Source organism: Phyllobacterium sp. SB3, from assembly GCF_040009165.1.
Taxonomy (GTDB): domain Bacteria; phylum Pseudomonadota; class Alphaproteobacteria; order Rhizobiales; family Rhizobiaceae; genus Phyllobacterium.
In genome coordinates, this window is the sequence record NZ_JBDYKI010000001.1 from 565,808 (window position 1) to 590,868 (window position 25,061).

Consider the following 25,061-nt stretch of genomic DNA (forward strand, 5'->3'; position numbering starts at 1 on the left):
CTTTGCCACGAATCAAAGCGTTTCACCTGTGGCACTTTATGCTCGCCCTGAGCGACCCCTTGCCTTGCAAACGTCTTCAGGGCAAAAAGTTGCGATGAGCAAACTTTTCCGACCTCGCCGATCCGTACTCTACGTTCCGGCATCCAATCCCAAAGCATTGGCCAAGGCAGCATCGTTGAATGCCGACGTGATTATCTTTGATCTGGAGGATGCGGTCGCACCAGAAGCAAAGGAAGATGCGAGAGAGGCCTTGCGCGATTACTTTGCCGCCAACCCACCGGACAAAGCGGAGCGCATTATCCGCATCAATCACCTCGCCAGCGACTGGGGCAGCGAAGATCTTCTGGCCGCTCGCGCCTGCAAGCCCAATGCAATTTTGCTACCCAAGGTAGAGAACCTACAGGATGTAACAGGCGTGGCAGAAGTCTTGGAGGAAACCGATGCGTCCGAGAACGTGCGGCTCTGGGCAATGATCGAGACAGCGCGCGGAATTATCAATGCCGATGAAATTGCCGAGCTTGGTCTTCGATCGACTGCGAGACTCGATTGCTTCGTAGTGGGCACCAATGACATCGCAAAGGAAACCGGCACAGTTTTGGAAAAAGGGCGTCAGTATTTTACACCTTGGCTGATGCAAATTCTGCTTTGCGCGAAGGCGGGCCGTCTTGATGTTATTGATGGCGTCTACAATGATTTCAAAGACCTGTCTGGCTTCACCGACGAATGTGTTGAATCCTTCAAGATGGGTTTTGATGGCAAAACGCTAATCCATCCCTCGCAAATTGAACCAGCAAACAAAGCATTTACACCTGACGACAAATCAGTTGCCGACGCCCGGTCAATTGTGCAGGCCTTCGCCCTTGCCGAAAATGTCGGCAAAGGCGCGATTTCACTAAATGGCCGGATGGTTGAGCGTATGCATCTCGAAACAGCACAAAAGTTGCTGGCAAGGATCGGGACAATCGTTCAGAATTAATACACGTTAGATAAGCGCGAGAATTGGAATTCAGATATGAAGCTTTACAGATTTTTGACTGGCCCCGACGATGCAAGCTTTTGTCACAAGGTGACAGCCGCACTTAACAAAGGCTGGCATATTTATGGTTCGCCAACATACGCATTCAATTCTGTGACCGGCATCATGCAATGCGGTCAGGCTGTGGTCAAAGATGTTGATGGGGTCGATTACGTACCTGGAACAACCAAACTAAGTGATCACTAAATACCCAGCCGGCGTTTCAGTGCCTGATATTGTGATTCTGACGTGTCGGCCATTGCTTCATCGCGTGTGGCCGGGTTGTCCTCGAATGGGATAGGCCGGTCAAACTGGCTGACCGTCATGTCCCAACGAACGCCGTCAATCAGATTATAGAAGTGTGTACCGCCATAGGTTTTCGTTTTGAGGATCGAACCGCCGAATATGTCTTGCGTGACCAGGGAGGTTACGCTGCATTGGCCTTTCGCGGGATTTTCAGCTGACCACGAAGTCGCGCTTTCTTTGCTCCACGCGGTCTTGAGGCTGGCATAAAGCTCGTAGGGTGTGGCGAAATCGGCGGTCAAGAGAGTCTCCCGTCAGGCTATTCTACGCTGGCTTCCATACGTTCCATCTCTTCATCAGACAATCCAAAATGATGACCTATTTCATGAATGAGAACATGCGTAACAATATCGCCCAAGCTTTCCTCGTATTCCGCCCAATAATCAAGGATTGCCCGCCGATAGATCGTGATGCGGTTAGTTTGCTGGCCGGTCTGTAATGAAAATCGCTCACCGATACCACTGCCCTCGAAAAGGCCCATCAGATCGAAAGGTGATTCCAGTCCCATATCTTCAATGATCTGATCATCAGGAAACTCTGAAATCTGCATAGTGATTTCACCGCACAAACTGCGAAATGTTTCCGGCAGATGAGCATAAGCTTCGATCGCCAACGATTCGATTTCAGCGATCGAAGGCGACACACGATTAGTCCAGTCTGCGGTTTGGTTACTTCTGGCCATAACAATTCCCAATAAGGTTTACGGCCTCATATAATGCGTCGTCAGCAGCGTTGCGAGAGATCAATCCTCAATGGCGCGCGCCTCGGAGGGAAGCATGATGGGAATGCCATCGCGTACGGGATAAGCAAGCCGTGCCTTTCGGGAAATCAATTCGGATTTTTCCTGATCGTAAGTGAGCGGCCCCTTGGTAAGCGGGCAAACCAGCAGTTCCAGCAACTTACGATCAATTGGTGTTTCGCGCCTGGGTTCTGTCATCGGGGACCTATTGCAGACTGGATTCGTAATCGTCCTGATCTTTTGCAAGAGCGATTTCGGTAATCGCAATCAGGGTTTCTGCTCTGGTTTTCAGATCTGCTGCTTCCAGCAAAGCCTGCTTTTCTGCTGACCCGAATGGCGACATCATCGCGAGGGCATTAACAAGCGTCTCGTTACCAGCGCGGGATATCCCCTCCCAATCAGCCTCAAGGCTGTTTGCGTCAAGATATGCACGAAAGACACGCAATAGCGCTGCCCGGTCAACTTCGCTATCATCCGCTTCGTCAAGATCAGCGCGCAAAGGAGCAATCTTGCATTGACGGAAAGGTGTGCGGGTCGCTAGTTCCTTTATAACCCGAAAACGGCAAATCCCCTGAAGTGTAACCAGCAATCGGCCGTCGCCCGTTTCGGCGAACGATGTTATTCTTCCAAGACAACCGACTTCGCTTAGTTCGAGACCTTCTTCGTCTTCCTGATCAAGGCGCGGCTGGATCATTCCTATAATCCGTTTGGATGCCAGCGCCGCATCGATCATTGCCAAATAACGCAACTCGAAAATATTTAGCGGCAATTGTCCCCCCGGGAGCAACAGCGCTCCCGAAAGCGGAAAAATCGGCACGCTTTCCGGAATATCGTCCAGCGTGCGATAACGAACATTTCCAGCTTGCATAACTTGCTCCGGGCCAAGCCCTTTAACCTGCTTCTCTGTATACTACACTTGTCAGGAAAACAGCAGAGAGGACAGTTTGCGACGGGCACTCATGGAAGCCGGATCTCCGGCTCCCCACGCATCGAACAGCTGCAGGAGCTGTTTGCGCGCGCCATCATCATTCCAGGTACGATCTGCCTTCATGATGGCGAGAAGATGGTCGGCCGCTTCGTCACGTTGATCCTTGGCGTTGAGGATCATGGCCAGATCATATCTCGCCTGATGATCGGCTGGATTGGCTTTCAGGCGAGCTTCCAGTGCTGATGGATCGCCGAGTTCGGCGACCTGCAAGGCCAATGTGATTTTTGCCTGCGCCGCGCGAACTCCTGCATCTTCCTTGCCTGCAGGGGGGACTGACTCTAGCGTCGCCTGTGCAGCCTGAATATCCCCAAGTTCAATCAGGCAATTTGCAAGTCCTGCAAGTCCTGCAACATGATCCGGAACCTCTCCCAGCACTGCAGAATAAATCTGAGCAGCCTGTTCGAAGTCAGATGCCTCCACCCTTTGCTCAGCCGCCGCGAGCGCATCTTTTATCGCCTCGTCGCGTCCGCCGTCTGGCGAAGCTATCTTGTCGATAAATTCCTTCACCTTGGATTCCGGCAGGGCACCCATGAAACCATCGACAGGTTTGCCATCTGCAAAGGCTATAACGGCAGGAATAGATTGAATCCCGAGTTGCCCGGCAATGGCCGGATGATCATCAATATTCATCTTGACGAGTTTGACACGGCCGCCCGCAGCTTGGACTGCCTTCTCGAGGATTGGTGTGAGCTGTTTGCAAGGCCCACACCAGGGTGCCCAAAAATCGACGAGCACAGGCTGTTTCTTTGATTCGGCAATTACGTCCGTTGTGAAGGCAGCTGTCGTGGTATCCTTGATGACATCTCCTACAGGAGATGGCGCCTCGCCGGAACCGAAAGTCAATGTCGTCGTCGCGGAACCACTGCCATACCCGCCACTGAACGGATTATCTGTACTGCTCATGAAACTCTCCGTCATCTTGGGATAAACCATTGCCGCTATTTGCATGGCATGTCTAGAACACTCAATTCGGGTTCGACGCCTCGATTTTCAAGACCGTCGGGCTATGCCCCGTGGCCTCAAGGAACTTCAAAAGATCATCCGTGCGTATCGACGTCGTCGCTTCGTTGGTCAGCGGGTGCGCATTGATAGCTTCGTGTTTGAACAAACTTTCATCAAGTACGACCATCACATTATGGCCAGTGTCGTTAATGAGACCAAGCACGCTGACAGAGCCCGGCGTAAGACCCAGATATTCAAGCAGCTTTTCCGGTTTCCCGAAAGATAGCCGGCTTGATGCGCCGATTTTTGTATGGATCGTTTTCAGATCCACGTTCGCTTCTTCATCGACTGTGAGCAGAAAGAAATTGTCTTTCTTGTCCTTGAGGAAAAGATTCTTTGTGTGGGCGCCAGTAATTTTTCCACGCAAGGCTTGAGCTTCGGCAACGGTAAAAACCGCTGCATGGCGAACTGTTGATACTTCAATGCCAAGATCATTGATAAATTGCATCAACTCTTCAAACGACTTGGACATTTCCATCCTCCTTGGTCCACCATGCACGCTCGCAAACTTGTCTAAAGGCTTGAGATCGTCCTCTCAAGCAAAACTCTGGAAGTTTGCGATACAATCTGCAAATTTTACGGATATCGAAAGAAAGTCCAATTTTCCCTGTTGCAATTGGTCTGCGCTTGGGTCATATAGCAGCCGCTTCGCAAGACTAACTGGCGCATGCGGGAGTAGCTCAGGGGTAGAGCACAACCTTGCCAAGGTTGGGGTCGAGGGTTCGAATCCCTTCTCCCGCTCCAGTTGTCCGAAGTTCAAAAGGCCCGGTTTTACCGGGCCTTTTTGCTATTCTTCATTTATGTTTACCTTGAACTTGCCGGTTCAAATTTTATTATCCGGCGCATGGCAAAACACGTCGGTTATTTCTTCTGCAATTTTCTTGAATTTGTACCGGGCAGCGAACCACGCAATTGCAATGCTCGTTCAAATAGCTAAACCATTCATCATGGCACAGAAAAAAGCTCACGAAGTAGATTCCTTTCTAAAGCGCTTGGATCGCAGTTATCCTATAGTGCTGCTTTACGGTCCGGACAAAGGCTTGGTCAGCGAAAGAGCCGATCTTTTCATAACGATGACCGGACTGGCCAGGGACGACCCCTTTGCTGTAATCCGGCTAGACGCCGATGTCGTACAGGCGGAGCCCGGAAGACTGTCTGACGAAGCCAATACAATATCAATGTTTGGTGGAGAGCGGTTGATCTGGGTGCGAAATGCGGCCGGCCAGAAGGGTGTGGCAGATGCAGTTTCGTATCTGACCAAAAACCCTCCCATTGGCACCTTCATACTAATCGAAGCCGGTGATTTAAAAAAGGGAGCTGGACTGCGTGGCATCGTTGAGCAAAGCGCCAGCGCTATGGCCCTGCCCTGCTACAGTGACGATGCGCGTGGAATTGACAGTACTATTGACGACATGCTGACCAAAAGCCAGCTCCAGATAGCATTGGATGCGCGTAACCTGCTCAAGGAGAGCCTTGGCGGCGATAGACTGGCCACCCGTGCCGAGCTGGAGAAAATCTGCCTTTATGCTCACGGCAAGGAACGTATAACGATCGATGATGTTCGAGACATTATCGGTGATGTCAGCGCAGCATCCTACGAGACAATCGTTGACGCTATGATCGTTGGCAATCTGACTGATTTCACTTCAGCGTTTGATCGTGTCGTTAACACGGGCAGCTCAAGCTTTTTGATCCTTAGTTCAGCAATTCGGCAGTTTCAAGCGTTACAAACGCTCCGTTACGGCATGGAAACTGAGAATAAGAATGCTGCTGCAACGGTTGCTTCGGCACGGCCGCCGGTATTTTTTGCCAGAAAAAAGCTGATGGAAACAGCGCTTCAACGCTGGTCAACGACGTCTTGCGCAAGAGCAATTGAGCGCCTGCAAAAGACCGTGCTGGAGAGCCGGCGCAACGCAGCGCTATCGGTGCCAATTATCCGTCAGACAATGATTGCTCTGGTTGCAGAAGCTGCGCGTGCCGGGCGAAGCAACGGGCGCTGACTAGCGGGCCAGCCGTATCAGGCTAGTCCACCCCATTTTGTGCGATTTTGCAGCCGCTGGCAGATCTCATCCAACTGTTCCAAAGTCGTATAATGGATGCGCACATCACCACCTTTATTAAGGTGATTCACTGTAACGCGCATACCCATAACGTCGGAGAGGAGTTTTTCAAGCGCCTGCGTATCAGCATCTTTATCTCCGGTTGCCTTGACCTTTGGTGCCTGCTGCTTTCCGCCTTCACCTTGCGCGAGCGCCTCCGCCTGTCGAACCGAGAGGCCATCACGAACAATTTTGTCGGCCAGGGCAGCAGGATTGTCGGCTGTAATCAATGTGCGGGCATGTCCCGCAGAAAGAGAACCATTGGTGATCAAATCACGGACTGGTTCCGGCAGTTTCAATAGGCGAAGGGTATTGGCGACATGGCTGCGGCTCTTGCCAATAACTTGCGCCAAGTCAGCTTGGGTATAGTCATGATCATCGATAAGTTGTTGATATCCCATGCCTTCTTCGAGCGGATTGAGGTCTGCGCGCTGGACGTTTTCGATAATTGCAAGCTCGAGTGCAACGCGATCATCGACTTCGCGAATAATTACCGGCACACTTGTTAGACCTGCACGCTGTGCTGCACGCCAGCGGCGCTCACCGGCTATAAGTTCATACCTATCAGTTGAATCCTTGGCGAGACGGACAACCACCGGCTGGACTATACCATGCTCGCGAATGGAATTGGTAAGATCCTCCAAATCGCCTTCTGTAAACAGTCTGCGTGGATTACGTGGATTACGAGCAATGAACTCGATCGGTATTTGCCTGTCCAATGTTGCAACTGGCGCAGCAGCCTCATCAGGGACACGATCCATTTCCCCTATAAGTGCAGCCAAGCCTCGTCCAAGGCGTTTCTTTGACAGATCTTCATTCATTGTCGCAGGCTCTCAAAAATGTTTCGTTCACGAATCGATTAGGCAGCGCGTAAGTGTCGCTCTCTCTGGATAACTTCAGACGCCAATTGCAAATACGCTTGGCTGCCGGCACATTTCAAATCATAGAGGATAGCCGGTATTCCATAAGAAGGCGCTTCGGAAACGCGAACGTTCCGTGGAATAACGGTTCGATAAACCTTATCGCCCATAAATGAGCGAACGTCATCTACGACCTGAGTCGCCAGATTGTTGCGCCCATCATACATGGTCAGCACAATACCTTGGATTGTCAGTGCCGGATTCAATGACGTTCGCACTTGGCTAACGGTCTCAAGCAACTGGCTAAGCCCCTCCAAAGCGAAGAACTCACATTGCAAAGGCACCAGCACCGAATCGGCAGTTGCCATGGCATTCATCGTCAAAAGATTGAGCGATGGGGGGCAATCTATGAGTATATAGGTAAACTCAGATGTTGACGCATTTCCGCGAAAAGCTTTGCGCAATCTCGTTGCACGATCTGCAGCATTGGCTATTTCCATCTCAACACCCAGAAGGTCGAGCGTTGATGGGATCAAGGATAGGCTTGGAACAGCTGTTGGAACGGCCGCTTCTTCCACTGTCGCGGTCTGCATCAGGACATCGTATGATGATATTGCGCGGCTCTTTCGATCTACCCCAAGACCGGTACTGGCATTCCCTTGCGGATCCAGGTCGACAATCAGCACATTCTCGCCAATAGCGGCCAGCGCAGTAGCGAGGTTGATTGCGGTCGTTGTTTTACCCACGCCGCCCTTCTGATTGGCTATGGTTATAATACGAGTCTGGCTGTTCATTGACTTTTCCTGAACACTAAACTGTTCGTTGCCGATCAAACGGGTAATAGGCCGGGGCGTATCAGAGCCTTCTAAGATTGCTTATCTGCAAAATAACCGAATCTCGATCAACTGCACTTTCATGTTCTACCAGATCAAATACCCAACCGTCACGAGTTTCATCAATTTCCCGACGATAATCCCTACCTTTTTGAAAGAGAGCCGTCGCACCTGCCGTTAGCCAAGGTTCTGCAAGCCCAAAAAGCTCCTTCAATGAAGCCAATGCTCTCGCAGTAACGATATTTGGAACGGGTATCTTATCCCAAACGGCGTCGATTCTTGCGGCATGGACTGTACCGGGCGCTGACGTCAATCCCAACGCCGTTCTTAGAAAGGCGGACTTCTTTGAGTTACTTTCAACAAGATGAATCCGCGATTCTACTGATGCTTTCATGAGAATTGCAAGCACCACCCCCGGGAACCCACCACCAGAGCCCAAGTCCAACCAACGCTTTTCATGTGGGGCCAAACGATAGAGCTGTGCGCTATCAAGGACATGCCGCTCCCAGAGATGATCCAGCGTGGAAGGAGAGGCCAGATTGATTGCTTTGGACCACTTTCTGAAAAGTTCCTCAAATGCAAATAAATCTTCCAATGTTTCACGTGAAACATGTGGAAGAACTTGCCTGAGACTTTTCTCGCGATTCGCGGTCACGCTGCATTCCGGGCTGATGAGCGCCTAATCTGTGTGATTATCAAAGCCAGTGCTGCCGGCGTCATTCCATCAATCCGCTGCGCTTCGGCAATAGATTGGGGTTTCCGTTGTTTCAACTTCTGTTTCAATTCATTTGATAATCCGGCAGTAGCATCAAAATCTATACCCGATGGAATAGTGAGCATTTCATCGCGTTGCATTGCAGCCACATCGCTTTTCTGCCGTTCAAGATAAACAGCGTACTGCGCTTCAATTTCAAGAGCCTCACCAACGCGAGGGGCGATCGTGTTTAACTCTGGCCAGATTTCTTTAACTCGTTGAAGATCAATATCGGGGAAGGCCATTAAATCATACGCTGAACGGCGGACACCATCTTGATTCAATCGTAAACCGGCATTTGCTGCGGCATTGGGTGTAATCATCAAAGCTTTTGCCAAGTCACGAGCCTTGTCCAAGGCTACCGTGCGCTCTCTAAATCGAATCTCACGAGCTCGTCCTAAAAGTCCCAGACGTCCGGCCAATGGAGTGAGCCGTTCGTCAGCATTGTCCGCACGCAAGGATAACCTGAATTCGGCTCGTGATGTAAACATGCGGTATGGTTCGCTGACACCCCGAGCAGTAAGGTCGTCCACCATCACACCTATATATGCCTCGGTTCTCTGCATAATAATCGGATCATATCTACCAGCCAGACGTCCAGCGTTCAGACCCGCCAACAGACCCTGAGCCGCGGCTTCTTCATAGCCAGTTGTGCCGTTAATTTGCCCGGCCAGAAAAAGTCCGCCAATCCGGCGTGTCTGCAAACTGCGATCAAGCTCGCGCGGATCAATAAAGTCATATTCGATCGCATAGCCGGGTTGCAGCATTGTTGCATGTTCAAGTCCAGGTATTGTCTTGAGAATGTCCAGCTGCACACTTTCAGGCAGAGAAGTTGAAATACCATTGGGATAAACGGTGTCGTCATCCAGTCCTTCTGGCTCAAGGAATATCTGATGACCATCACGATCGCCGAACTTTACAATCTTGTCTTCAATAGAAGGGCAGTAGCGCGGACCTATACCTTCGATAGAGCCAGAATACATGGCTGATCGATGAATGTTTGTCCGTATCACTTCGTGGGTGGCAGGGGTTGTTCTCGTTATGCCACAGTCAATTTGAGGATTAACAATCGAATCCGTCATGAGGGAGAACGGTAGAGGATTATCGTCCGCACTCTGCTTCTCAAGGCTTTGCCAATCGATAGACCTACCATCGAGTCGAGGCGGTGTACCCGTCTTCAGGCGCCCGAGAGCAAAACCTTGTTGGCTCAAAGTATCAGATAATCCAAGGGCAGGGGCCTCCCCCATACGGCCCGCAGGAATTTGCTTTTCTCCTATATGGATAAGGCCACGCAAGAACGTACCTGTGGTTAAAACAACCGCAGCACAATCCAGTACACGACCGTCCATTAACTGGACGCCAGCAATACGACCATCGCGAATAATCAGATCGTTGGCTCCGCCTTCGATGACTAAAAGATTCTCTTGCTCAGCAATTGCCTGCTGCATAGCGAGTCGGTAAAGCTTCCTATCTGCCTGACTGCGTGGTCCACGCACGGCTGGACCCTTTCGACGATTCAGCAATCTGAACTGAATACCAGCAGCGTCAGCCACTCGACCCATAAGGCCGTCCATTGCATCAATTTCTCTGACAAGGTGACCTTTTCCCAACCCGCCGATAGCGGGGTTACAGGACATAACGCCAATGGTATCTGCCCGATGGGTGACCAAGGCAGTCTTGGCACCAAGGCGTGCTGAAGCAGCAGCAGCCTCGCAACCGGCGTGACCACCACCTATAATGATGACGTCAAAGGATCTCTGCACGATATAAAACTTTCTGGATTCGATTTCGCATCTTGATGGGCAAAACTGCTTCACGAGTCAAGTATAACCCGATAATCGATGTTTCACGTGAAACATTTATCGCTGCCAGTCTACTTAGTTTTCTCTACAGAGCTTGGAGGTTCATTGCCATCAATCAAATGTTTCACGTGAATCATTTGCCGATGCAGAACTGGGAAAACACAACATCAAGTATGTCTTCCACGTCGACGTCACCAGTGATCCTGCCCAAATAATGCGAGGCACGGCGCAGATACTCAGCGCGAACTTCCAAGGGTGCCGTTTCATCGTCAATAGCGAGGCGCAGTTCTGCATTCGCGTCATGGAGTAGCTCCATATGTCGTCGACGCGTGGGCAAGGGGTCCGACAAATTACCCGCTGCAGCCGCTGCTTTTCTGGATAGGAGCGATATCAGGTTTTCAATACCAGTACTGGTTCGAGTTGAGATTAACAGATCGTAGCCCATACTGTCCGTACTTACAGCAAGGTCAGCCTTCGTTCCTATTCGTAGGATATTTACAGCCGAGCCATGATCTACTTGAACAGGCGCGGTAAGATCATGCAAGCTAAGCACGAGGTCCGCAGTTTCAGCACGATCAAGAGCCCTCTCGATGCCAATTTTCTCAACAGTCCCTTTAGTGTCACGAATACCAGCCGTATCCGTGACGAGAACAGTAATTCCGCCGAGATCCAGTTTTATCTCGATAAGGTCTCGTGTTGTGCCTGGTTCATCAGAGACTATGGCAACCTCGCTTCCAGCAAGCGTATTTAACAAACTGGATTTTCCCGCATTCGGAGCTCCAATAATCACCACTTTATAGCCATCCCTTACAATGACTCCTCGTTTTCCGTCGCGCACATGCTTGCCTATTCGATCAGACAAATCTTCCATAAGCTGCCAGACCTGATCCGATACCGAACCGGGCACATCCGACTCATCGGCGAAATCCAGTTCAGCCTCGATTAGAGCGCGGGCTCTAATAATATCTGTACGCCAGCCGGAGTAGAGCTTTGCCTGGGTTCCTGAAGATATCTGCAAGGCAAGCCGTCTCTGGCTGTCTGTTTCCGCAGCGATTAGGTCGGCCAAGCCCTCTGCCGCTGTAAGATCAAACTTTCCATTTGCGTAAGCTCGACGGGAGAATTCGCCGGCCTCTGCCATGCGGCAGCCTTCAAATGCATAAAGTGCAGTTATAATTGCATCTACGACCGCCTTGCCGCCATGAAGATGAAGTTCGGCACAATCTTCACCCGTAAAACTATGTGGCGTTGGAAAAAACAGAGCTAGTCCACGGTCAATCAAAGCACCTTCGCCGCCTCTAAAATTGCATAGTTTGGCAATGCGTGGCACTGGAAGTTGTCCGCAAATCGTTTCGATAACGAATCGAGTCTTGTTTCCGGAAATCCTCACTACTGCGACGCCGGCTGGCAAACGACCGCTTGATAGTGCAAATATTGTATCGTCAAAGGCGTGATTCATTTCAATCGCTTCCTGCTACACAGGCCTTAATAGCTGTCCTAAGATGGTTGGGAAAGAGCGAGGTAAACTCATGTTTGAAGCGGCCAATCTACTTGGCAAGGAATCCAGCCCATATCTGCGCCAGCATGCTGATAATCCGGTCCATTGGCGGCCATGGGGCAGGGATGCGCTCGACGAAGCGATCTCAACCAGCAAGCCAATCTTGTTGTCGGTTGGTTATGCTGCATGCCACTGGTGCCATGTCATGGCCCACGAATGTTTTGAGGACGGTGAAGTCGCCGCGTTGATGAACGAACTTTATATCAATATCAAAGTTGACCGAGAAGAAAGACCGGACATCGACCAGATTTATATGGCGGCGCTTGGAGCTATGGGAGAACAAGGCGGTTGGCCTTTAACAATGTTTCTGACCCCGGAAGGAAAACCGTTTTGGGGAGGAACTTATTTTCCCAAATATTCGCATTATGGCAGGCCTGGGTTTCTGGATGTCTTGCGATCAATTGATGGCGTGTGGAGAAATGATCGTCAGCGTATTAAACAGAACGTCATTGCTCTTACCCAACATATAAGCGCGCGACTGGACGCGAAGACAGAGGGCACAGAGCTTGACCCGGCACTTTTTGATCAGTTCGCGTCAAACATTCATGGAGCCATGGACCCGGTTAAGGGCGGACTAACCGGCTCGCCTAAATTTCCAAGTGCGCCCTTTATGGATACAATCTGGCTTTCCTGGCTGCGCAATGGTGAAGCGTCACATCGGGACATATTTCTCAAAAGTCTTCAAACCATGCTTCAAGGTGGGATATATGACCATCTGGGAGGCGGCCTATCGCGATACTCTGTCGATGATGAGTGGCTTGTACCGCATTTCGAAAAGATGCTGTACGACAATGCACAGTTTATCCGGCATGCTACATATGCGTATAGCCAATCTAATAACCCTCTATTCCGCAGACGAATCGAAGAGACCGTCAGCTGGTTACAGCGCGAGATGCTGGTGGATGGACGGTTTGCTTCTAGTCTCGACGCCGATAGCGAGGGGGAAGAGGGTCGCTTTTATGTTTGGCAAAGCACCGATATTCCCGAAACAACAGAGTTCGAGCAATTTCGTGACGTGTATGACGTCACAGAGAAAGGCAATTGGGAAGGCAAGAACATTCTTAACCGTCTGCAATCCATTGCTCTCATGGACGATTCTTCCGAAAAACATTTGACTACCTTACGGAAAAAGCTCTTTGACAAGCGATTATCCCGTATTCGCCCCGGACGTGACGACAAGGCTCTTACCGACTGGAATGGGTTGATGATTCGGGCGTTGGCAGAGGCAGGTCGCGCATTGGGCCATAGCAAATGGATTGAGCTGGCAGCTAATGTATATCGTTCCGTATCCGAATCGATGGTTGACGGTCGACTTCCACATTCTGCACTCGGCGAATCAAACTTGTTTCCCGGCTTGTCGTCGGATTATGCGGCAATGATGAACGCTTCCTTATCGCTCCATCAAGCAACGCAAAACAGTGATTATGTTGAGGACGCTGCCCATTGGATGGCAATGCTGGATAGCTGGCATCAGACAGAAGATGGGGATTACTCCCTGAGTGCAAAGGATAGTACGGATACAATCATTCGCGTTCGCGGCGATCAGGATGAAGCCATACCAAGCGCGACAAGTCAGATAATCGAAGCAATGGGCCGACTAGCATTGGTTACGGGCGACGAAGAGTTACGTCAGCGCGCCAATCGTATCGCTGAAAATGCCTTGGGGCGCGTATTGCCGCAGCGTTATGGTCAAGCCGGGATACTCAATAGTGCCAGCCTGTTGCTGGAACAGATCAAACTCGTCATCGTGACTCCCGATCGTAATCATACCCTAATGCGTGTAGCTAATCTTCATGCAGATCCGCGCCGGATTGACCTGTGGGTGGAATATAGAAACGACCGAAAGATTGAACTTGTGCCGGGTGGTGGCGAAGTCATCGTTAAAAAACCCGCAGCATTCTTATGCCGCGGGTTCGTTTGTCTTCCACCGATAGAGACTGAAGCGGAGCTTGACACTCTGCTTCGCACCGTCCCTTAAGTATTCATGTTGTCGAAGAAGTCGCTGTTGGTCTTTGTCTGTTTCAACTTGTCGATAAGGAATTCGATAGCATCCGTTGTACCCATCGGAGCCAGGATACGGCGCAGAACAAATATCTTCTGCAAATCCTGACGCGGGACCAGCAAGTCTTCCTTGCGCGTACCGGACTTGAGAATATCCATGGACGGGAAGATACGCTTATCGGCAACCTTGCGGTCAAGCACGATTTCCGAGTTGCCCGTACCCTTGAATTCTTCAAAGATAACTTCATCCATACGGCTGCCCGTATCGATCAGTGCTGTCGCAATAATAGTCAGCGAGCCACCTTCTTCGATATTACGTGCTGCACCGAAGAAACGTTTCGGACGCTGCAATGCATTGGCATCCACACCACCGGTCAGAACCTTACCGGATGATGGAACGACCGTATTGTACGCACGGCCAAGGCGGGTGATCGAATCAAGCAGAATAACGACATCGCGACCGTGCTCAACAAGACGCTTGGCCTTTTCGATAACCATTTCCGCAACCTGCACGTGACGTGATGCCGGCTCGTCGAACGTCGAGGATACAACTTCACCCTTTACGGAACGCTGCATGTCGGTCACTTCTTCCGGACGTTCATCAATCAGAAGAACGATCAGATAGCATTCAGGATGATTTGCAGTGATTGAATGGGCGATGTTCTGCAGAAGAACTGTTTTACCTGTACGCGGCGGTGCAACGATGAGACCGCGCTGGCCCTTGCCGAGTGGTGCCACCAGATCGATAACGCGAGCGGAAAGATCCTTGGTTGTCGGATTCTCCAGCTCCATCTTGAAGCGCTCATTTGGATAAAGTGGTGTCAAATTATCGAAATGAATCTTATGACGGATTTTTTCCGGGTCTTCAAAATTGACGGTATTGACTTTCAGAAGAGCGAAATAGCGTTCACCTTCCTTTGGTCCGCGGATGGGACCTTCAACCGTATCGCCAGTTTTCAGCGAAAAGCGCCGAATCTGCGATGGCGAAATATAGATATCATCAGGGCCTGGAAGATAATTGGCATTGGCTGAACGCATAAAGCCGAAACCGTCCTGCAAAATCTCGACCACCCCTTCACCGATGATCTCGACTTCCTGAGAAGCAAGTTTTTTGAGGATTGCAAACATTAATTCCTGTTTGCGCATGACACTGGCGTTTTCCACTTCCAGCGTTTCCGCGAAAGCCAAAAGGTCTACAGCGGTTTTGTTCTTAAGTTCTTGTAGTTTCATTTCCTGCATGTGTGCGGAACTCTAATTCTTGTTGTTTGAAATGGGGAAGGGAAATGACGTTGCCTGAATGCAGTGCCATAGTGAAATGGCCGGAGATGCTATGGCGGTATTTCCGTAGGAAGAGCCCCTATCTAGCTAATAGACAAGTCAAGGGCAAGAGGTTTCATTAGTCTTATTGATATAAGACTGTCGTTTTTATGATGAATCAAAATGGCCTAATAATGACCATGATGACAATAACGATCATCAATAATGTAGGTACTTCATTCATCAATCGCCAGAAACGAGCCGATTTTTCATTGCGATCTTGTGAAAATAGCCTGACAGCCTTGGAAAAAAATCCGTGTACGCCTGACAAAAGAACAACTGCCAGAAACTTTACGTGGAACCAGCCATCCAGATAGGCCTGACTTTGCCAGGCAAGCCATAACCCTGCGAGCCATGTAAGCCCCATGGCGGGATTTATTATGGCTTTGAGAAGACGATTCTCCATCACTTTAAAGGTTTCGGACTGAACAGAGCCCGGTTCGGCAGCACAATGATAGACAAAAAGACGCGGCAAATAGAGCATTCCGGCCATCCACGAGATGACAGCAATGACATGGATAGCCTTGACCCAAAGGTAGGCCCGGTCCGGATAAAGAAACACCAGCGCAATCGCTGTAATAGCCACTACCGCCATAATCAAGCGCGGCAAAACCGGTATATTCCGATCTGCATCTGGTGAAATGGTCATGGCTCCCTCCTTAGCTGGATGCCAGACGGACACGATTAATCATCTGTTCCACGTTAGAAACAGGCGCATCCGGCGTAATGCCATGGCCCAGATTGAATATCAAAGGTCCATGGCCAAGTGCGTCAATAATTGCGTCAACACCTTCATCGATTGCCTTGCCACCAGCAACCACCCGCAAAGGATCAAGATTACCTTGAACAGCACCTTCATCCTGCAAAGAAGCAGCCATAGAAAGTGGTACTGACCAATCTAGCCCTAGTGCAGTAACACCCGTTCGCTGCCGGTAATTGGTGTAAAGCGCTCCTGCTCCTTTTGGGAACCCGATAATCGGCACATCGGGGTGAACAGCCCGTACCTTTTTTACAATCTTTGCCACAGGCTCAATACAGAATTGCTCGAAGCAGGCTTCATCCAGCACACCAGACCAGCTATCAAAAATCTGAACTGCATCTGCGCCAGCATTGATCTGTCTGATCAGGTACTCGGCTGAAACATCCGAAAGCTCGTCGAGTAGTTTCCTGAAAGCCTCAGGTTCGCGGTATGCGAACAGACGGGCCGGAGCCTGATCAGGCGTTCCATGGCCCGCAATCATATAGGTCGCTACCGTCCAAGGAGCCCCACAGAAGCCCAACAAGGTAGTTTCAGCTGGTAGCTGCTGTCTCAACAGACGAACCGTCTCATAGACCGGCTCCAGCCTGTCTGCAGCACCCGCCGATTCCAGCCAAAATATTCCGTCCTTGTCTATTGGTGTCATCAATGGACCGCGACCTTCCTCAAAACGGAGATCACGCCCGAGAGCATGGGGTACAACGAGAATATCAGAGAACAGGATTGCTGCATCAAAGCCAAAACGTCGAATTGGCTGCAAGGTTACTTCGACAGCAAGGTCTGGCGAGTAGCAAAGATCCAGGAAAGTTCCTGCGTTCTTCCTGACTTCCCTATATTCAGGAAGATACCGACCGGCTTGCCGCATCATCCAGATTGGTGGTGGAAAAACAGTTTCACCTTTTAGAACTTTCATCACTTTGCGATCGGTCATTAGGTGATCCCTCTTCATGGCCTCTCTTAAAAAAGAAATTCAGATCTATTTTGATTTTCTGATTCTTAGAGTCTGTTAGTAGCGGGAATTATCACATTGTCAGAATTTTCCCACAGCAAACAATTATAGCCAACGTCAGGGAAAACTATTGTGCCAGATTACAGAACTTCTGGGAAAACTAAAAAAATATAATTATATCAAATATTTATCCTAATTTAGATTGTGGATTTTCATGTGGAAATGTAAAGAACAACAGACGAAAAGTCGCAACAATTCACAGTATGCAGATACAGACGGTAACGTTGCGCACAGATGAGCTCGCTGTGGATGACTTGCCAACAATTCACATGGCTGCCATCTCTTGGTTGGGATTGTCCAAATTGTCCCCATTCATCAACAGGACGTGGAAATTTCTGTGACGAAACCAGTAAACTACTTTCATCTTCACATGATTTCTGATGCGACCGGAGAGACTCTCATTGCTGCCGGACGGGCGGCTTCGGCCCAATATGCCCATGCGCGGGCAATTGAGCACGTTTATCCCCTAATCCGGACTGAAAAGCAGATACGCAAGGTGCTTGAGGGTATCGATGCGGAGCCGGGAATTGTTCTTTATACAATTGTAGATCAACGGCTCGCCGCAATGATTGACGATAGCTGCGCGGAACTAGGCGTACCTTGTGTTTCCGTACTCGAACCGGTGCTGACGCTGTTTCAGTCTTACCTTGGCGCTCCTGCTGGACGCAGGGTAGGCGCCCAGCACGTCCTGAATGCTGAATATTTTCAGCGGATAGATGCCCTCAACTTTACGATGGAACATGATGACGGTCAGTTGCCGCCAGACATAGAAGAGGCAGACGTTATTCTGATTGGTATCTCCCGTACCTCCAAAACGCCAACAAGCATCTATCTAGCCAACCGGGGCATCAAAACGGTCAATGTGCCGATTGTTGTCGGGGTGCCTATATCGGATGTGCTCATAAATTCGCAAAAACCCTTGATCGTGGGGTTGGTTGCTTCTGCAGAACGTATTTCACAGGTCAGACAACACCGAGTGCTTGGCGCTACGCAAGGGTTTGATGCAGATCATTATCTCGACAGGGCGAACATTATCGAGGAATTGACCTATGCCCGCCAAATCTGCCACAGACACAATTGGCCGATGATTGATGTATCAAGGCGTTCGATAGAAGAAACGGCTGCCGCTGTGCTTGCCCTGCGAGCACAAAGTCGATAGCGCCAGATCGCAACAAAGAGAAAATCATGAAAATCATTCTCGCTTCGAAAAGCCCGTTCCGTGCCGTGCTCCTGAAGAATGCCGGTGTAGAATTCACGGCACAATCGGCAGACATAGATGAACGAGCCGTCGAAGCTCCTCTCTATAATAGTGGCGCTACCCCGGAAGAGGTTGCTCTGGTTCTGGCCGAGGCAAAAGCGCTCGACGTCAGCGAGCACAATCCATCAGCGCTTGTAATAGGTTCGGACCAGACATTGTCACTCGGTGATGAAGTTTTGCACAAGCCTGAGGACATGGAAGCTGCCCGCCGCCAATTGCTGAAACTTTCCGGCGAGACACACCATCTCAACAGTGCTGTTGTGCTTTGCAGGGATGGCCAGACTCTTTGGAGACATGTGTCGGTCGCACGAATGACACTGCGGGAGCTTACTCCGGAATTTGTCGGTCGCCATTTGTCACGCGTTGGTCCTATCGCTCTGCAAAGTGTTGGCGCATATCAGTTCGAAGGTGAGGGCGTGCAACTGTTTAAGAAAGTCGATGGAGATTACTTCACCATTGTAGGGCTTCCGTTACTTCCACTGCTGGCTGAGCTTCGCAAGGAAGGCGCGATCGATGCATAAGGCCTTCGTAACCGGATACCCGATCAAGCATTCACGATCACCATTGATCCATGGCCATTGGCTGAAGAAGTATGAACTGGAAGGCTCCTATGGCGCCATTGAAGTTGTACCGGAAGATTTCAGTGACTTTGTGAGCACCCTGCAGCAGAATGGCTATGTCGGTGGCAATGTTACAATTCCTCATAAGGAAGTGGCATTCTCCCTTTGTCAGAAGCGTGATTCCGCAGCCGAGGAGATTGGTGCTGTCAATACCCTGTGGTTTGAGGAGGGACAGCTTCGCGGGGGTAATACTGATGCCTATGGTTTTGTCGCAAACCTTGATGCAAGCGCTTCGGATTGGGACAAGCAGAAATCTGCACTTGTGCTTGGGGCTGGAGGCGCGAGCCGTGCGATTCTTTATGCTCTGAAGCAGCGCGGATTTACCGATGTCCGCATTGTGAACCGCACACTGACAAGGGCCAAAGAACTGGCTGGCCATTTCGGATCGGGCATCACTGCTCACGAGTGGGCAGCCACACCGGAATTGCTTCAGGATACGTCACTTATCGTGAACACAACGTCGCTTGGGATGGAGGGTAAGGAAAGCTTGTCCATCGACTTTTCGGGGGTGAAGCCTAATGCGCTGGTTACCGACATTGTCTATGTCCCACTTGAAACCCCACTGCTGAAAGCTGCGCGTTTGGCTGGGCTGAAAACTGTAGATGGTCTTGGTATGCTTTTACATCAGGCTGTACCAGGTTTTGAACATTGGTTTGGCGTTCGCCCGGAAGTGACCTCAGAACTACGCGACTTGGTTCTCGCTGATATGAATGGCGGGCAGCAAAAATGATCGTACTGGGGCTGACAGGATCTATTGGCATGGGCAAATCGACGACGGCCCAAATGTTTCTTGACGCCGGGATTCCCGTTTATTCTGCCGATGACACAGTTCACCGCCTTTACAAGAGTGCAGCTGCACCACTTATTGAACAGGCTTTTCCTGGTACGACAAACAGTGGCGAGGTAGACCGTAGCAAATTATCCGCAGCCGTTATGGGCAAGCCGAAAGCATTGCAGAAACTGGAAAAGATCGTTCATCCGCTTGTGCGAAACGAAGAGAATCGTTTTCGCAGAGAAGCAAAGGAAAACGGTGCCGAACTGATCCTACTCGATATCCCATTGCTTTTCGAAACAGCAGCCGAAAATCGGGTTGATAAAGTTCTGGTTGTGACTGCACCCGAAGAAGTACAGCGGGAAAGAGTTCTTGCCCGCCCGGACATGACGGTGGAAAAACTCGACGCTATCCTTGCCCGACAAATTCCGGATGGAGAAAAACGAAAACGCGCAGACTTTGTTCTTGATACAAGCCATGGATTGGAAGCAGCGCGTGCCGACGTTCTTGAGCTTATCCACTCACTGGTGGATATGTCGGCAGATTAGACACTCAGCAACGGCATAACCTTGCAAGAGCAGGCGAAGTCGTGGAGTTTGAGACAAAGGTGATTCCATGCGTGAAATTATATTTGATACGGAAACGACAGGTCTCGACCGGCTGGATGATCGCATCATCGAGATTGGTGGTGTGGAAATGATCAACCGGTTTCCGACCGGCCGCACATTTCACGTTTTCATAAATCCCGAAGGCAGAGCTGTTAATCCTGAAGCATTGGCGGTGCACGGAATCAGCAATGACCAATTGTTGGACAAGCCGCTTTTTGCCGGAATTCTTCAGGACTTTCTGGATTTCACCGACGGCGCAAAGCTCATCGCACACAATGCGACGTTCGATATGGGTTTCATAAATGCTGAGCTGAATAGGCTTGGTCATCCACCTATCCATAATGACCGGGTTGTCGATACGCTGGCGCTGGCTCGGCGCAAACATCCTATGGGCCCAAACTCACTCGATGCTTTATGCCGGCGTTATGGCATCGACAATAGCCATCGCACCATGCACGGCGCGCTACTTGATTCGCAATTGCTTGCCGAAGTCTACATAGAGCTCATTGGCGGGAAACAGACTGCGCTCGGACTCACGGTTGCAGACCAAACGAACAATCGGAGCGATGCGGGCGAAACAACTACAATTGTTATTATGCAGCGCAAAGTAGCGTTGCCGCCTCGGCTAAGTGAAGATGAAAAACATGCGCATGCTGCACTTGTGGCCAAGCTTGGCGAAAAAGCCATCTGGAATGAACGGATAGAAGCGCAATAAAAAAACCCGGGACCAGCCCGGGTTTCATTTAATCAGTATCAGATTTTAGCTGACTTTCGCCTTGGCTTGTTCCTCAGCCATGCGCTGCTGGAACATCTGTGCGAAATCGATCGGGTCGATCATCAATGGAGGGAAGCCACCATTGCGCGTTGCTTCAGCGATGATCTGGCGTGCGAAGGGAAACAGCAGGCGGGGGCATTCGATGAAAAGCAGCGGCAGGAGATGCTCCTGCGGGAAGCCTTCGAGACGAAAAACACCACCATAGACGAGTTCCGCGTTGAACAGAACCTCTTTGCCTTCAGCAGCTTTGGCGGAAAGCGTGAGAACAACATCAAAATCGTTCTCGGCAATAGGATTGGCATTAACGTTGACGTTGATGCTGATACCCGGGGCCTTGTCACGCGGACGCAGCGACAGGGGTGAACCTGGGCTTTCGAAGGAAAGATCCTTCACATACTGCGCCAGAATATTCAGGGTCTGTGGCTGGACAGTACCGTTGCCATTGCCGTTTTCTGCGTTCTCATCAGCCATTATCTGGAAACCTTTTACTGTTGCATCCGCCGCAGCGGTCTAGAAAATCAATGATGGCTGGCTAGCATGTGTTGTTTGGCGAGGCAAGCTGTCGGGTCTAATCCTATCGTTCCATATGCTGACTCTCACTAATCAGGCTTCCATGGCGACTTTGGGTCTGGTTTGCTTGAATAGTCTTCCGGATCGAGATCAATGACATTCTCCTTGATGCGGGTTTGCCGTGCACCGGCTGGGCGTTTACCGCTTGAATTCACAACGACCACCCTGTCGCTGATGCAACGCCAGCCAAGGTCACGTACCGCTGGGATAAAGAGGAGCAGGCCCAGAATGTCCGTAATGAAACCGGGTATGATCAGCAGCAAAGCCGCAAAGAACAGCATCACACCGTGAACAAGCTCGCGTTTCGGTGAGCGTCCGGCTGCTGTTTCCTCACGTATTTTCTGGATCAAACCAAATCCTTGCAGGCGCAGAAGGAATACACCGACAAAAATAGCCAAAATGATCAGGCCAAGCGTTGCCAGAACACCAATCTCGTTTCCGACGATGATGAAACCGGCTATTTCCAGAAAAGGCAGAGCCAACAGGAACAGAGGAATAAGAGATCGCAAACTATTTTACCTTTCAAAGGACATATCCGGCTATTATGCATGGCCGGTGTCAATTTCATGCCTATATAGGTAAGCGTGAAGAGTATTTGTATGATTGCAATTGGCAATCTATATATTTTTGATATTTCGACGAAAGATCGAAAGCGGAAACGAACATCTGGATGAATGGCAGGCAACATGGAATACCTGGACTTTGGAACAATCTTTTTCTTCGTAGCAGCTGTGGTGATCTTCCTGCAGTTACGCAAAGTCCTTGGACGCCGTACCGGAAGCGAGCGCCCGCCGTTCAATCCTTATTCGCGACAGGGTGAGGTTGATGACAAGGCAAAGTCTGGCGACAATGTTGTTTCTCTGCCAAGACGCGGCGAAGTCAAAGAGAATGACTTCGAGAAGATCGACAGTCTTGCGAAGCCGGGCACGCCATTGAATGATGGTCTACGTGCCATTCAGGCCGCTGACCCAATATTCGAACCAGTGAAATTCCTTGATGGCTCCAAGATGGCTTATGAGATGATTGTCATGTCATTCGCCGATGGCGATCGAAAGACGCTGAAATCCTTGCTTTCGCGCGAAGTTTTTGACGGCTTTGTTTCAGCTATCGCAGATCGTGAGTCGCGTGGTGAGAAAGTTCAGTCTTCTTTCGTAGGGATCAATAAGGCAGAGATCATCGGTGCCGAGATGAAGGGCACCGAATCTCATGTGACCGTTCGCATTATAAGTGAGCTGATTTCGGCGACCCTCGACAAGGATGATGCTGTTATCGATGGCGATAAGGAAGCTGTTGTCGAGGTGAAGGATGTCTGGACGTTTGCCCGCGACACCCGATCAAAAGATCCGAACTGGAAGCTTGTTGCTACTGAAGCTGAAGACTGACCATATCTGAGATCAGAAAACATGTTATCGCCCCTGCTGCAACCGGTGGAGTTTGAAGATTGCCCCGGTTGGGAGGATGACAATCAACTGCAAGCCCTCACTGCATTCAGGCGTTCGGCAAATCGGGTTCTGGAAAAACCTTATAAATCCGGGTCGCTTGGCATTTCATTTGAAGCCTTGGAACCAATTTTCGCTGATTCACGTGAAACAATTGTCCAAACAGATATTCAGGCGCGGCAATTTTTTGAGAAATGGTTTCGTCCCGCCCGGATAATGCAGGACAACTCATCCAGTGGTTTCGTCACCGGATTTTACGAGCCGGAAGTCATCGCCTCTCCGGTGCGAACGGATGAATTCAGGATTCCCTTCCTGAAACGACCTAATGATCTGATCGATATAGATGATAGCAATCGCCCTGCAGGGCTTGATCCCTATTTTGCCTTTGCCCGTCAGACATCGGCAGGACTTTCAGAATACTATGATCGCCAAGCCATTGAGAGCGGCGCACTTGATGGGCAGGGACTGGAAATCGCCTTTGTGAAAAGTCTTGTGGATGCATTCTTCATTCACGTGCAGGGAGCAGCACGGCTGAAAATGGTTGATGGAAGTCTACGCCGTATCACCTATGCCGCAAAGACTGGCCATCGCTTCACCGGAATAGGCAAAATACTGCTTGACCGGGGTGAGATTGCTCCTGAAAACATATCCATGCAGTCCATACGCAAGTGGCTTGCCGAACATCCGGAACAAGCCCAGTCATTGATGTGGAATAACCAGTCATACATCTTCTTTCGTGAAGCAGCTGTAGATGACGAAAGCCTCGGCCCCATCGCAGCGGCAAAGGTGCCGCTTATGGGGGGGCGGTCGATGGCTGTCGACCGCCTTCTCCATACGTTTGGAACCCCTTTTTACATTCATGCGCCGCAACTGACTGCCTTTGGTGGAAATAGCTTTTCCCGTTTGATGATCGCTCAGGACACTGGGTCGGCAATTGTTGGCCCGGCGAGGGGTGATTTGTTTGCGGGTTCAGGTGATGCTGCTGGCGAGATAGCCGGAGGTATTCGTCACAATGCAGATTTCTATGCACTGGTACCGCGAAGCCTGCTGGGATCGATGTGATGAAGAAAAAATCATCACCGGAGTTTGCAACGCTCGAAGACCGGATACTTTGGGAGACCGTTGCGAAGACGACCCGCCCTTTAAAGGGTAAGGACAAACCTCAATTTCTTTTGGATGAAAAATCCGAGAGCGAGTTGCAGCAACCCTCCGCTCCAGAAAGACCAAGGCAGCAGGCACCGGCATTCCCGGCAAAACCAGCTCCACGTCCGCACCTTCTTCATCCAATCGACAAACCGACCCATAAGAAAATCGCCAAGGGACGCGTTGTTATCGAAGGCCGGATCGATCTTCATGGGCTGACGCAAAGCGAAGCCTATGGTCTGCTGCTGGGTTTCTTGCAGCGGGCCCATCTGAGAAAATTGCGGCATGTACTAGTCATTACCGGCAAAGGCGCTTCGTTTGGTAGCGATGGTGTACTCCGTCAGGCGGTGCCCTCGTGGTTTGCCACACCCGCTTTCCGCATTCTGGTCAATGGCTATGAGGATGCAGCTCGCAATCATGGCGGCACAGGCGCAATCTATGTTCGCATACGTCGTGAGGCCCCATGACACCTTTCGGGAAAAAACTGCGGGAGTTGCGGCAGGAAAGGAACGTCTCGCAAAAGGACATGGCCAAGGCGATCGGTGTTTCGGCAGCCTATCTTTCCGCACTGGAGCATGGGCGGCGTGGCCAGCCAACATGGGACAAACTCCAGCGTATCATCCAGTACTTCAATATTATCTGGGATGAGGCAGAAGAACTGCAAAGGTTGGCGCTGATCTCGCAACCGCGCGTGACTATTGATACGGGCGGCCTTTCGCCCTCTGTAACAGAGCTTGCGAACCTGCTTTCCATGCGTATTGGGGATATAGACCCGGAAACAACAGATATGTTCATCACCAGGCTGAAATCATTGCCGGACAAGCGCCGACGCTAAAGCGAGA

General features: G+C 50.5%; 29 protein-coding genes and 1 tRNA gene. 14 read left to right on the forward strand and 16 right to left on the reverse strand.

What is annotated here, in order from left to right; all coding sequences use genetic code 11:
• Positions 1-94 precede the first annotated feature (94 nt).
• Both ABKW30_RS02855 and ABKW30_RS02860 read left to right on the forward strand, forming a co-directional pair.
• Entirely contained in the window at positions 95-976 is an 882-nt protein-coding gene (locus ABKW30_RS02855) for a CoA ester lyase (protein ID WP_348596501.1), read from the forward strand.
• A 36-nt stretch (positions 977-1,012) separates the two neighbouring features.
• Positions 1,013-1,222, forward strand: a complete 210-nt coding sequence (locus ABKW30_RS02860) for a DUF1737 domain-containing protein (protein ID WP_348596502.1) — start codon at positions 1,013-1,015, stop codon at positions 1,220-1,222.
• Here the strand turns inward: ABKW30_RS02860 and ABKW30_RS02865 are convergent.
• The 6 genes from ABKW30_RS02865 to ABKW30_RS02890 form a co-directional block, all read right to left on the reverse strand.
• Positions 1,219-1,560, reverse strand: a complete 342-nt coding sequence (locus ABKW30_RS02865) for a hypothetical protein (RefSeq protein ID WP_348596503.1) — start codon at positions 1,558-1,560, stop codon at positions 1,219-1,221. The genes ABKW30_RS02860 and ABKW30_RS02865 overlap by 4 nt on opposite strands.
• 17 nt (positions 1,561-1,577) lie before the next feature.
• The gene (locus ABKW30_RS02870; RefSeq protein WP_348597588.1) at positions 1,578-2,000 is read right to left on the reverse strand and encodes a metallopeptidase family protein; all 423 of its coding nucleotides are present in this window, start codon (positions 1,998-2,000) and stop codon (positions 1,578-1,580) included.
• A 60-nt stretch (positions 2,001-2,060) separates the two neighbouring features.
• Entirely contained in the window at positions 2,061-2,255 is a 195-nt protein-coding gene (locus ABKW30_RS02875) for a Trm112 family protein (RefSeq protein WP_348596504.1), read from the reverse strand.
• Positions 2,256-2,262: 7 nt separating this feature from the next.
• Positions 2,263-2,925, reverse strand: coding sequence for an LON peptidase substrate-binding domain-containing protein (locus ABKW30_RS02880; RefSeq protein WP_348596505.1), 663 nt, complete (start codon positions 2,923-2,925; stop codon positions 2,263-2,265).
• Positions 2,926-2,976: 51 nt separating this feature from the next.
• Positions 2,977-3,948: a thioredoxin gene (trxA, locus tag ABKW30_RS02885; RefSeq protein ID WP_348596506.1), complete on the reverse strand. Its 972-nt coding sequence runs from the start codon at positions 3,946-3,948 to the stop codon at positions 2,977-2,979.
• 61 nt (positions 3,949-4,009) lie between these two features.
• Positions 4,010-4,519, reverse strand: coding sequence for a YbaK/EbsC family protein (locus ABKW30_RS02890; RefSeq protein ID WP_348596507.1), 510 nt, complete (start codon positions 4,517-4,519; stop codon positions 4,010-4,012).
• A gap of 197 nt (positions 4,520-4,716) precedes the next feature.
• Between ABKW30_RS02890 and ABKW30_RS02895 the strand changes: the two genes are divergently transcribed.
• Together ABKW30_RS02895 and holA are read left to right on the forward strand one after the other, a co-directional pair.
• Positions 4,717-4,791 (forward strand) — tRNA-Gly (locus tag ABKW30_RS02895).
• Between the two features lie 203 nt (positions 4,792-4,994).
• Positions 4,995-6,047, forward strand: a complete 1,053-nt coding sequence (holA, locus tag ABKW30_RS02900; RefSeq protein ID WP_348596508.1) for a DNA polymerase III subunit delta — start codon at positions 4,995-4,997, stop codon at positions 6,045-6,047.
• Positions 6,048-6,064: 17 nt separating this feature from the next.
• Here holA and ABKW30_RS02905 read toward each other — a convergent pair whose 3' ends face one another.
• The 5 genes from ABKW30_RS02905 to mnmE form a co-directional block, all read right to left on the reverse strand.
• Positions 6,065-6,967, reverse strand: coding sequence for a ParB/RepB/Spo0J family partition protein (locus tag ABKW30_RS02905; protein WP_348596509.1), 903 nt, complete (start codon positions 6,965-6,967; stop codon positions 6,065-6,067).
• 38 nt (positions 6,968-7,005) lie between these two features.
• A complete protein-coding gene (locus ABKW30_RS02910; protein ID WP_348596510.1) occupies positions 7,006-7,800 on the reverse strand; it encodes a ParA family protein in 795 nt (264 codons plus the stop codon).
• A gap of 61 nt (positions 7,801-7,861) precedes the next feature.
• The gene (gene rsmG / locus ABKW30_RS02915) at positions 7,862-8,494 is read right to left on the reverse strand and encodes a 16S rRNA (guanine(527)-N(7))-methyltransferase RsmG (protein WP_348596511.1); all 633 of its coding nucleotides are present in this window, start codon (positions 8,492-8,494) and stop codon (positions 7,862-7,864) included.
• On the reverse strand, positions 8,491-10,356 hold the full coding sequence (gene mnmG, locus ABKW30_RS02920; RefSeq protein WP_348597590.1) for a tRNA uridine-5-carboxymethylaminomethyl(34) synthesis enzyme MnmG: 1,866 nt from the start codon (positions 10,354-10,356) through the stop codon (positions 8,491-8,493). The genes rsmG and mnmG overlap by 4 nt, the downstream gene beginning before the upstream one ends.
• A gap of 172 nt (positions 10,357-10,528) precedes the next feature.
• The gene (gene mnmE, locus ABKW30_RS02925) at positions 10,529-11,851 is read right to left on the reverse strand and encodes a tRNA uridine-5-carboxymethylaminomethyl(34) synthesis GTPase MnmE (RefSeq protein ID WP_348596512.1); all 1,323 of its coding nucleotides are present in this window, start codon (positions 11,849-11,851) and stop codon (positions 10,529-10,531) included.
• A gap of 70 nt (positions 11,852-11,921) precedes the next feature.
• Here mnmE and ABKW30_RS02930 point away from each other — a divergent pair, with 70 nt between their 5' ends.
• On the forward strand, positions 11,922-13,928 hold the full coding sequence (locus tag ABKW30_RS02930; RefSeq protein WP_348596513.1) for a thioredoxin domain-containing protein: 2,007 nt from the start codon (positions 11,922-11,924) through the stop codon (positions 13,926-13,928).
• On the opposite strand, the gene rho is transcribed toward ABKW30_RS02930, so the two are convergent.
• The 3 genes from rho to hemE form a co-directional block, all read right to left on the reverse strand.
• Positions 13,925-15,190 (reverse strand): transcription termination factor Rho, encoded by a 1,266-nt coding sequence (gene rho / locus ABKW30_RS02935; RefSeq protein ID WP_008127303.1) that lies wholly within the window; start codon positions 15,188-15,190, stop codon positions 13,925-13,927. The two genes, ABKW30_RS02930 and rho, sit on opposite strands and share 4 nt — an antisense overlap.
• Positions 15,191-15,386: 196 nt before the next feature.
• Positions 15,387-15,917 (reverse strand): protoporphyrinogen oxidase HemJ, encoded by a 531-nt coding sequence (hemJ, locus tag ABKW30_RS02940; RefSeq protein ID WP_348596514.1) that lies wholly within the window; start codon positions 15,915-15,917, stop codon positions 15,387-15,389.
• A 10-nt stretch (positions 15,918-15,927) separates the two neighbouring features.
• Positions 15,928-16,956: a uroporphyrinogen decarboxylase gene (hemE, locus tag ABKW30_RS02945; protein ID WP_348596515.1), complete on the reverse strand. Its 1,029-nt coding sequence runs from the start codon at positions 16,954-16,956 to the stop codon at positions 15,928-15,930.
• A 415-nt stretch (positions 16,957-17,371) separates the two neighbouring features.
• Between hemE and ABKW30_RS02950 the strand changes: the two genes are divergently transcribed.
• The 5 genes from ABKW30_RS02950 to dnaQ all read left to right on the forward strand — a co-directional run bounded on the left by ABKW30_RS02950 (position 17,372) and on the right by dnaQ (position 21,007).
• On the forward strand, positions 17,372-18,193 hold the full coding sequence (locus ABKW30_RS02950; protein WP_348596516.1) for a pyruvate, water dikinase regulatory protein: 822 nt from the start codon (positions 17,372-17,374) through the stop codon (positions 18,191-18,193).
• Between the two features lie 26 nt (positions 18,194-18,219).
• A complete protein-coding gene (locus ABKW30_RS02955; protein ID WP_348596517.1) occupies positions 18,220-18,813 on the forward strand; it encodes a Maf-like protein in 594 nt (197 codons plus the stop codon).
• The gene (locus ABKW30_RS02960; protein ID WP_348596518.1) at positions 18,806-19,642 is read left to right on the forward strand and encodes a shikimate dehydrogenase; all 837 of its coding nucleotides are present in this window, start codon (positions 18,806-18,808) and stop codon (positions 19,640-19,642) included. The genes ABKW30_RS02955 and ABKW30_RS02960 overlap by 8 nt, the downstream gene beginning before the upstream one ends.
• On the forward strand, positions 19,639-20,232 hold the full coding sequence (gene coaE / locus ABKW30_RS02965; RefSeq protein WP_348596519.1) for a dephospho-CoA kinase: 594 nt from the start codon (positions 19,639-19,641) through the stop codon (positions 20,230-20,232). The genes ABKW30_RS02960 and coaE overlap by 4 nt, the downstream gene beginning before the upstream one ends.
• Before the next feature lie 67 nt (positions 20,233-20,299).
• A complete protein-coding gene (dnaQ, locus tag ABKW30_RS02970; protein ID WP_348596520.1) occupies positions 20,300-21,007 on the forward strand; it encodes a DNA polymerase III subunit epsilon in 708 nt (235 codons plus the stop codon).
• 45 nt (positions 21,008-21,052) lie between these two features.
• On the opposite strand, the gene secB is transcribed toward dnaQ, so the two are convergent.
• Both secB and ABKW30_RS02980 read right to left on the reverse strand, forming a co-directional pair.
• Positions 21,053-21,538, reverse strand: a complete 486-nt coding sequence (gene secB, locus ABKW30_RS02975) for a protein-export chaperone SecB (RefSeq protein ID WP_008127318.1) — start codon at positions 21,536-21,538, stop codon at positions 21,053-21,055.
• Between the two features lie 128 nt (positions 21,539-21,666).
• Positions 21,667-22,146, reverse strand: a complete 480-nt coding sequence (locus ABKW30_RS02980; protein WP_348596521.1) for an FxsA family protein — start codon at positions 22,144-22,146, stop codon at positions 21,667-21,669.
• A gap of 177 nt (positions 22,147-22,323) precedes the next feature.
• Between ABKW30_RS02980 and ABKW30_RS02985 the strand changes: the two genes are divergently transcribed.
• Genes ABKW30_RS02985 through ABKW30_RS03000 form a run of 4 tightly spaced genes read left to right on the forward strand, consistent with a single transcriptional unit; the run spans position 22,324 to position 25,054 of the window.
• Positions 22,324-23,019: a Tim44/TimA family putative adaptor protein gene (locus ABKW30_RS02985; protein WP_348596522.1), complete on the forward strand. Its 696-nt coding sequence runs from the start codon at positions 22,324-22,326 to the stop codon at positions 23,017-23,019.
• A gap of 21 nt (positions 23,020-23,040) precedes the next feature.
• Positions 23,041-24,138, forward strand: coding sequence for a murein transglycosylase A (locus tag ABKW30_RS02990; protein ID WP_348596523.1), 1,098 nt, complete (start codon positions 23,041-23,043; stop codon positions 24,136-24,138).
• Complete coding sequence (locus tag ABKW30_RS02995; RefSeq protein ID WP_348596524.1) at positions 24,138-24,686, forward strand: Smr/MutS family protein; 549 nt, start codon at positions 24,138-24,140, stop codon at positions 24,684-24,686. Before ABKW30_RS02990 ends, ABKW30_RS02995 begins: the two co-directional genes overlap by 1 nt.
• Complete coding sequence (locus ABKW30_RS03000; RefSeq protein ID WP_348596525.1) at positions 24,683-25,054, forward strand: helix-turn-helix transcriptional regulator; 372 nt, start codon at positions 24,683-24,685, stop codon at positions 25,052-25,054. The genes ABKW30_RS02995 and ABKW30_RS03000 overlap by 4 nt, the downstream gene beginning before the upstream one ends.
• The last annotated feature ends 7 nt before the right edge of the window (positions 25,055-25,061 follow it).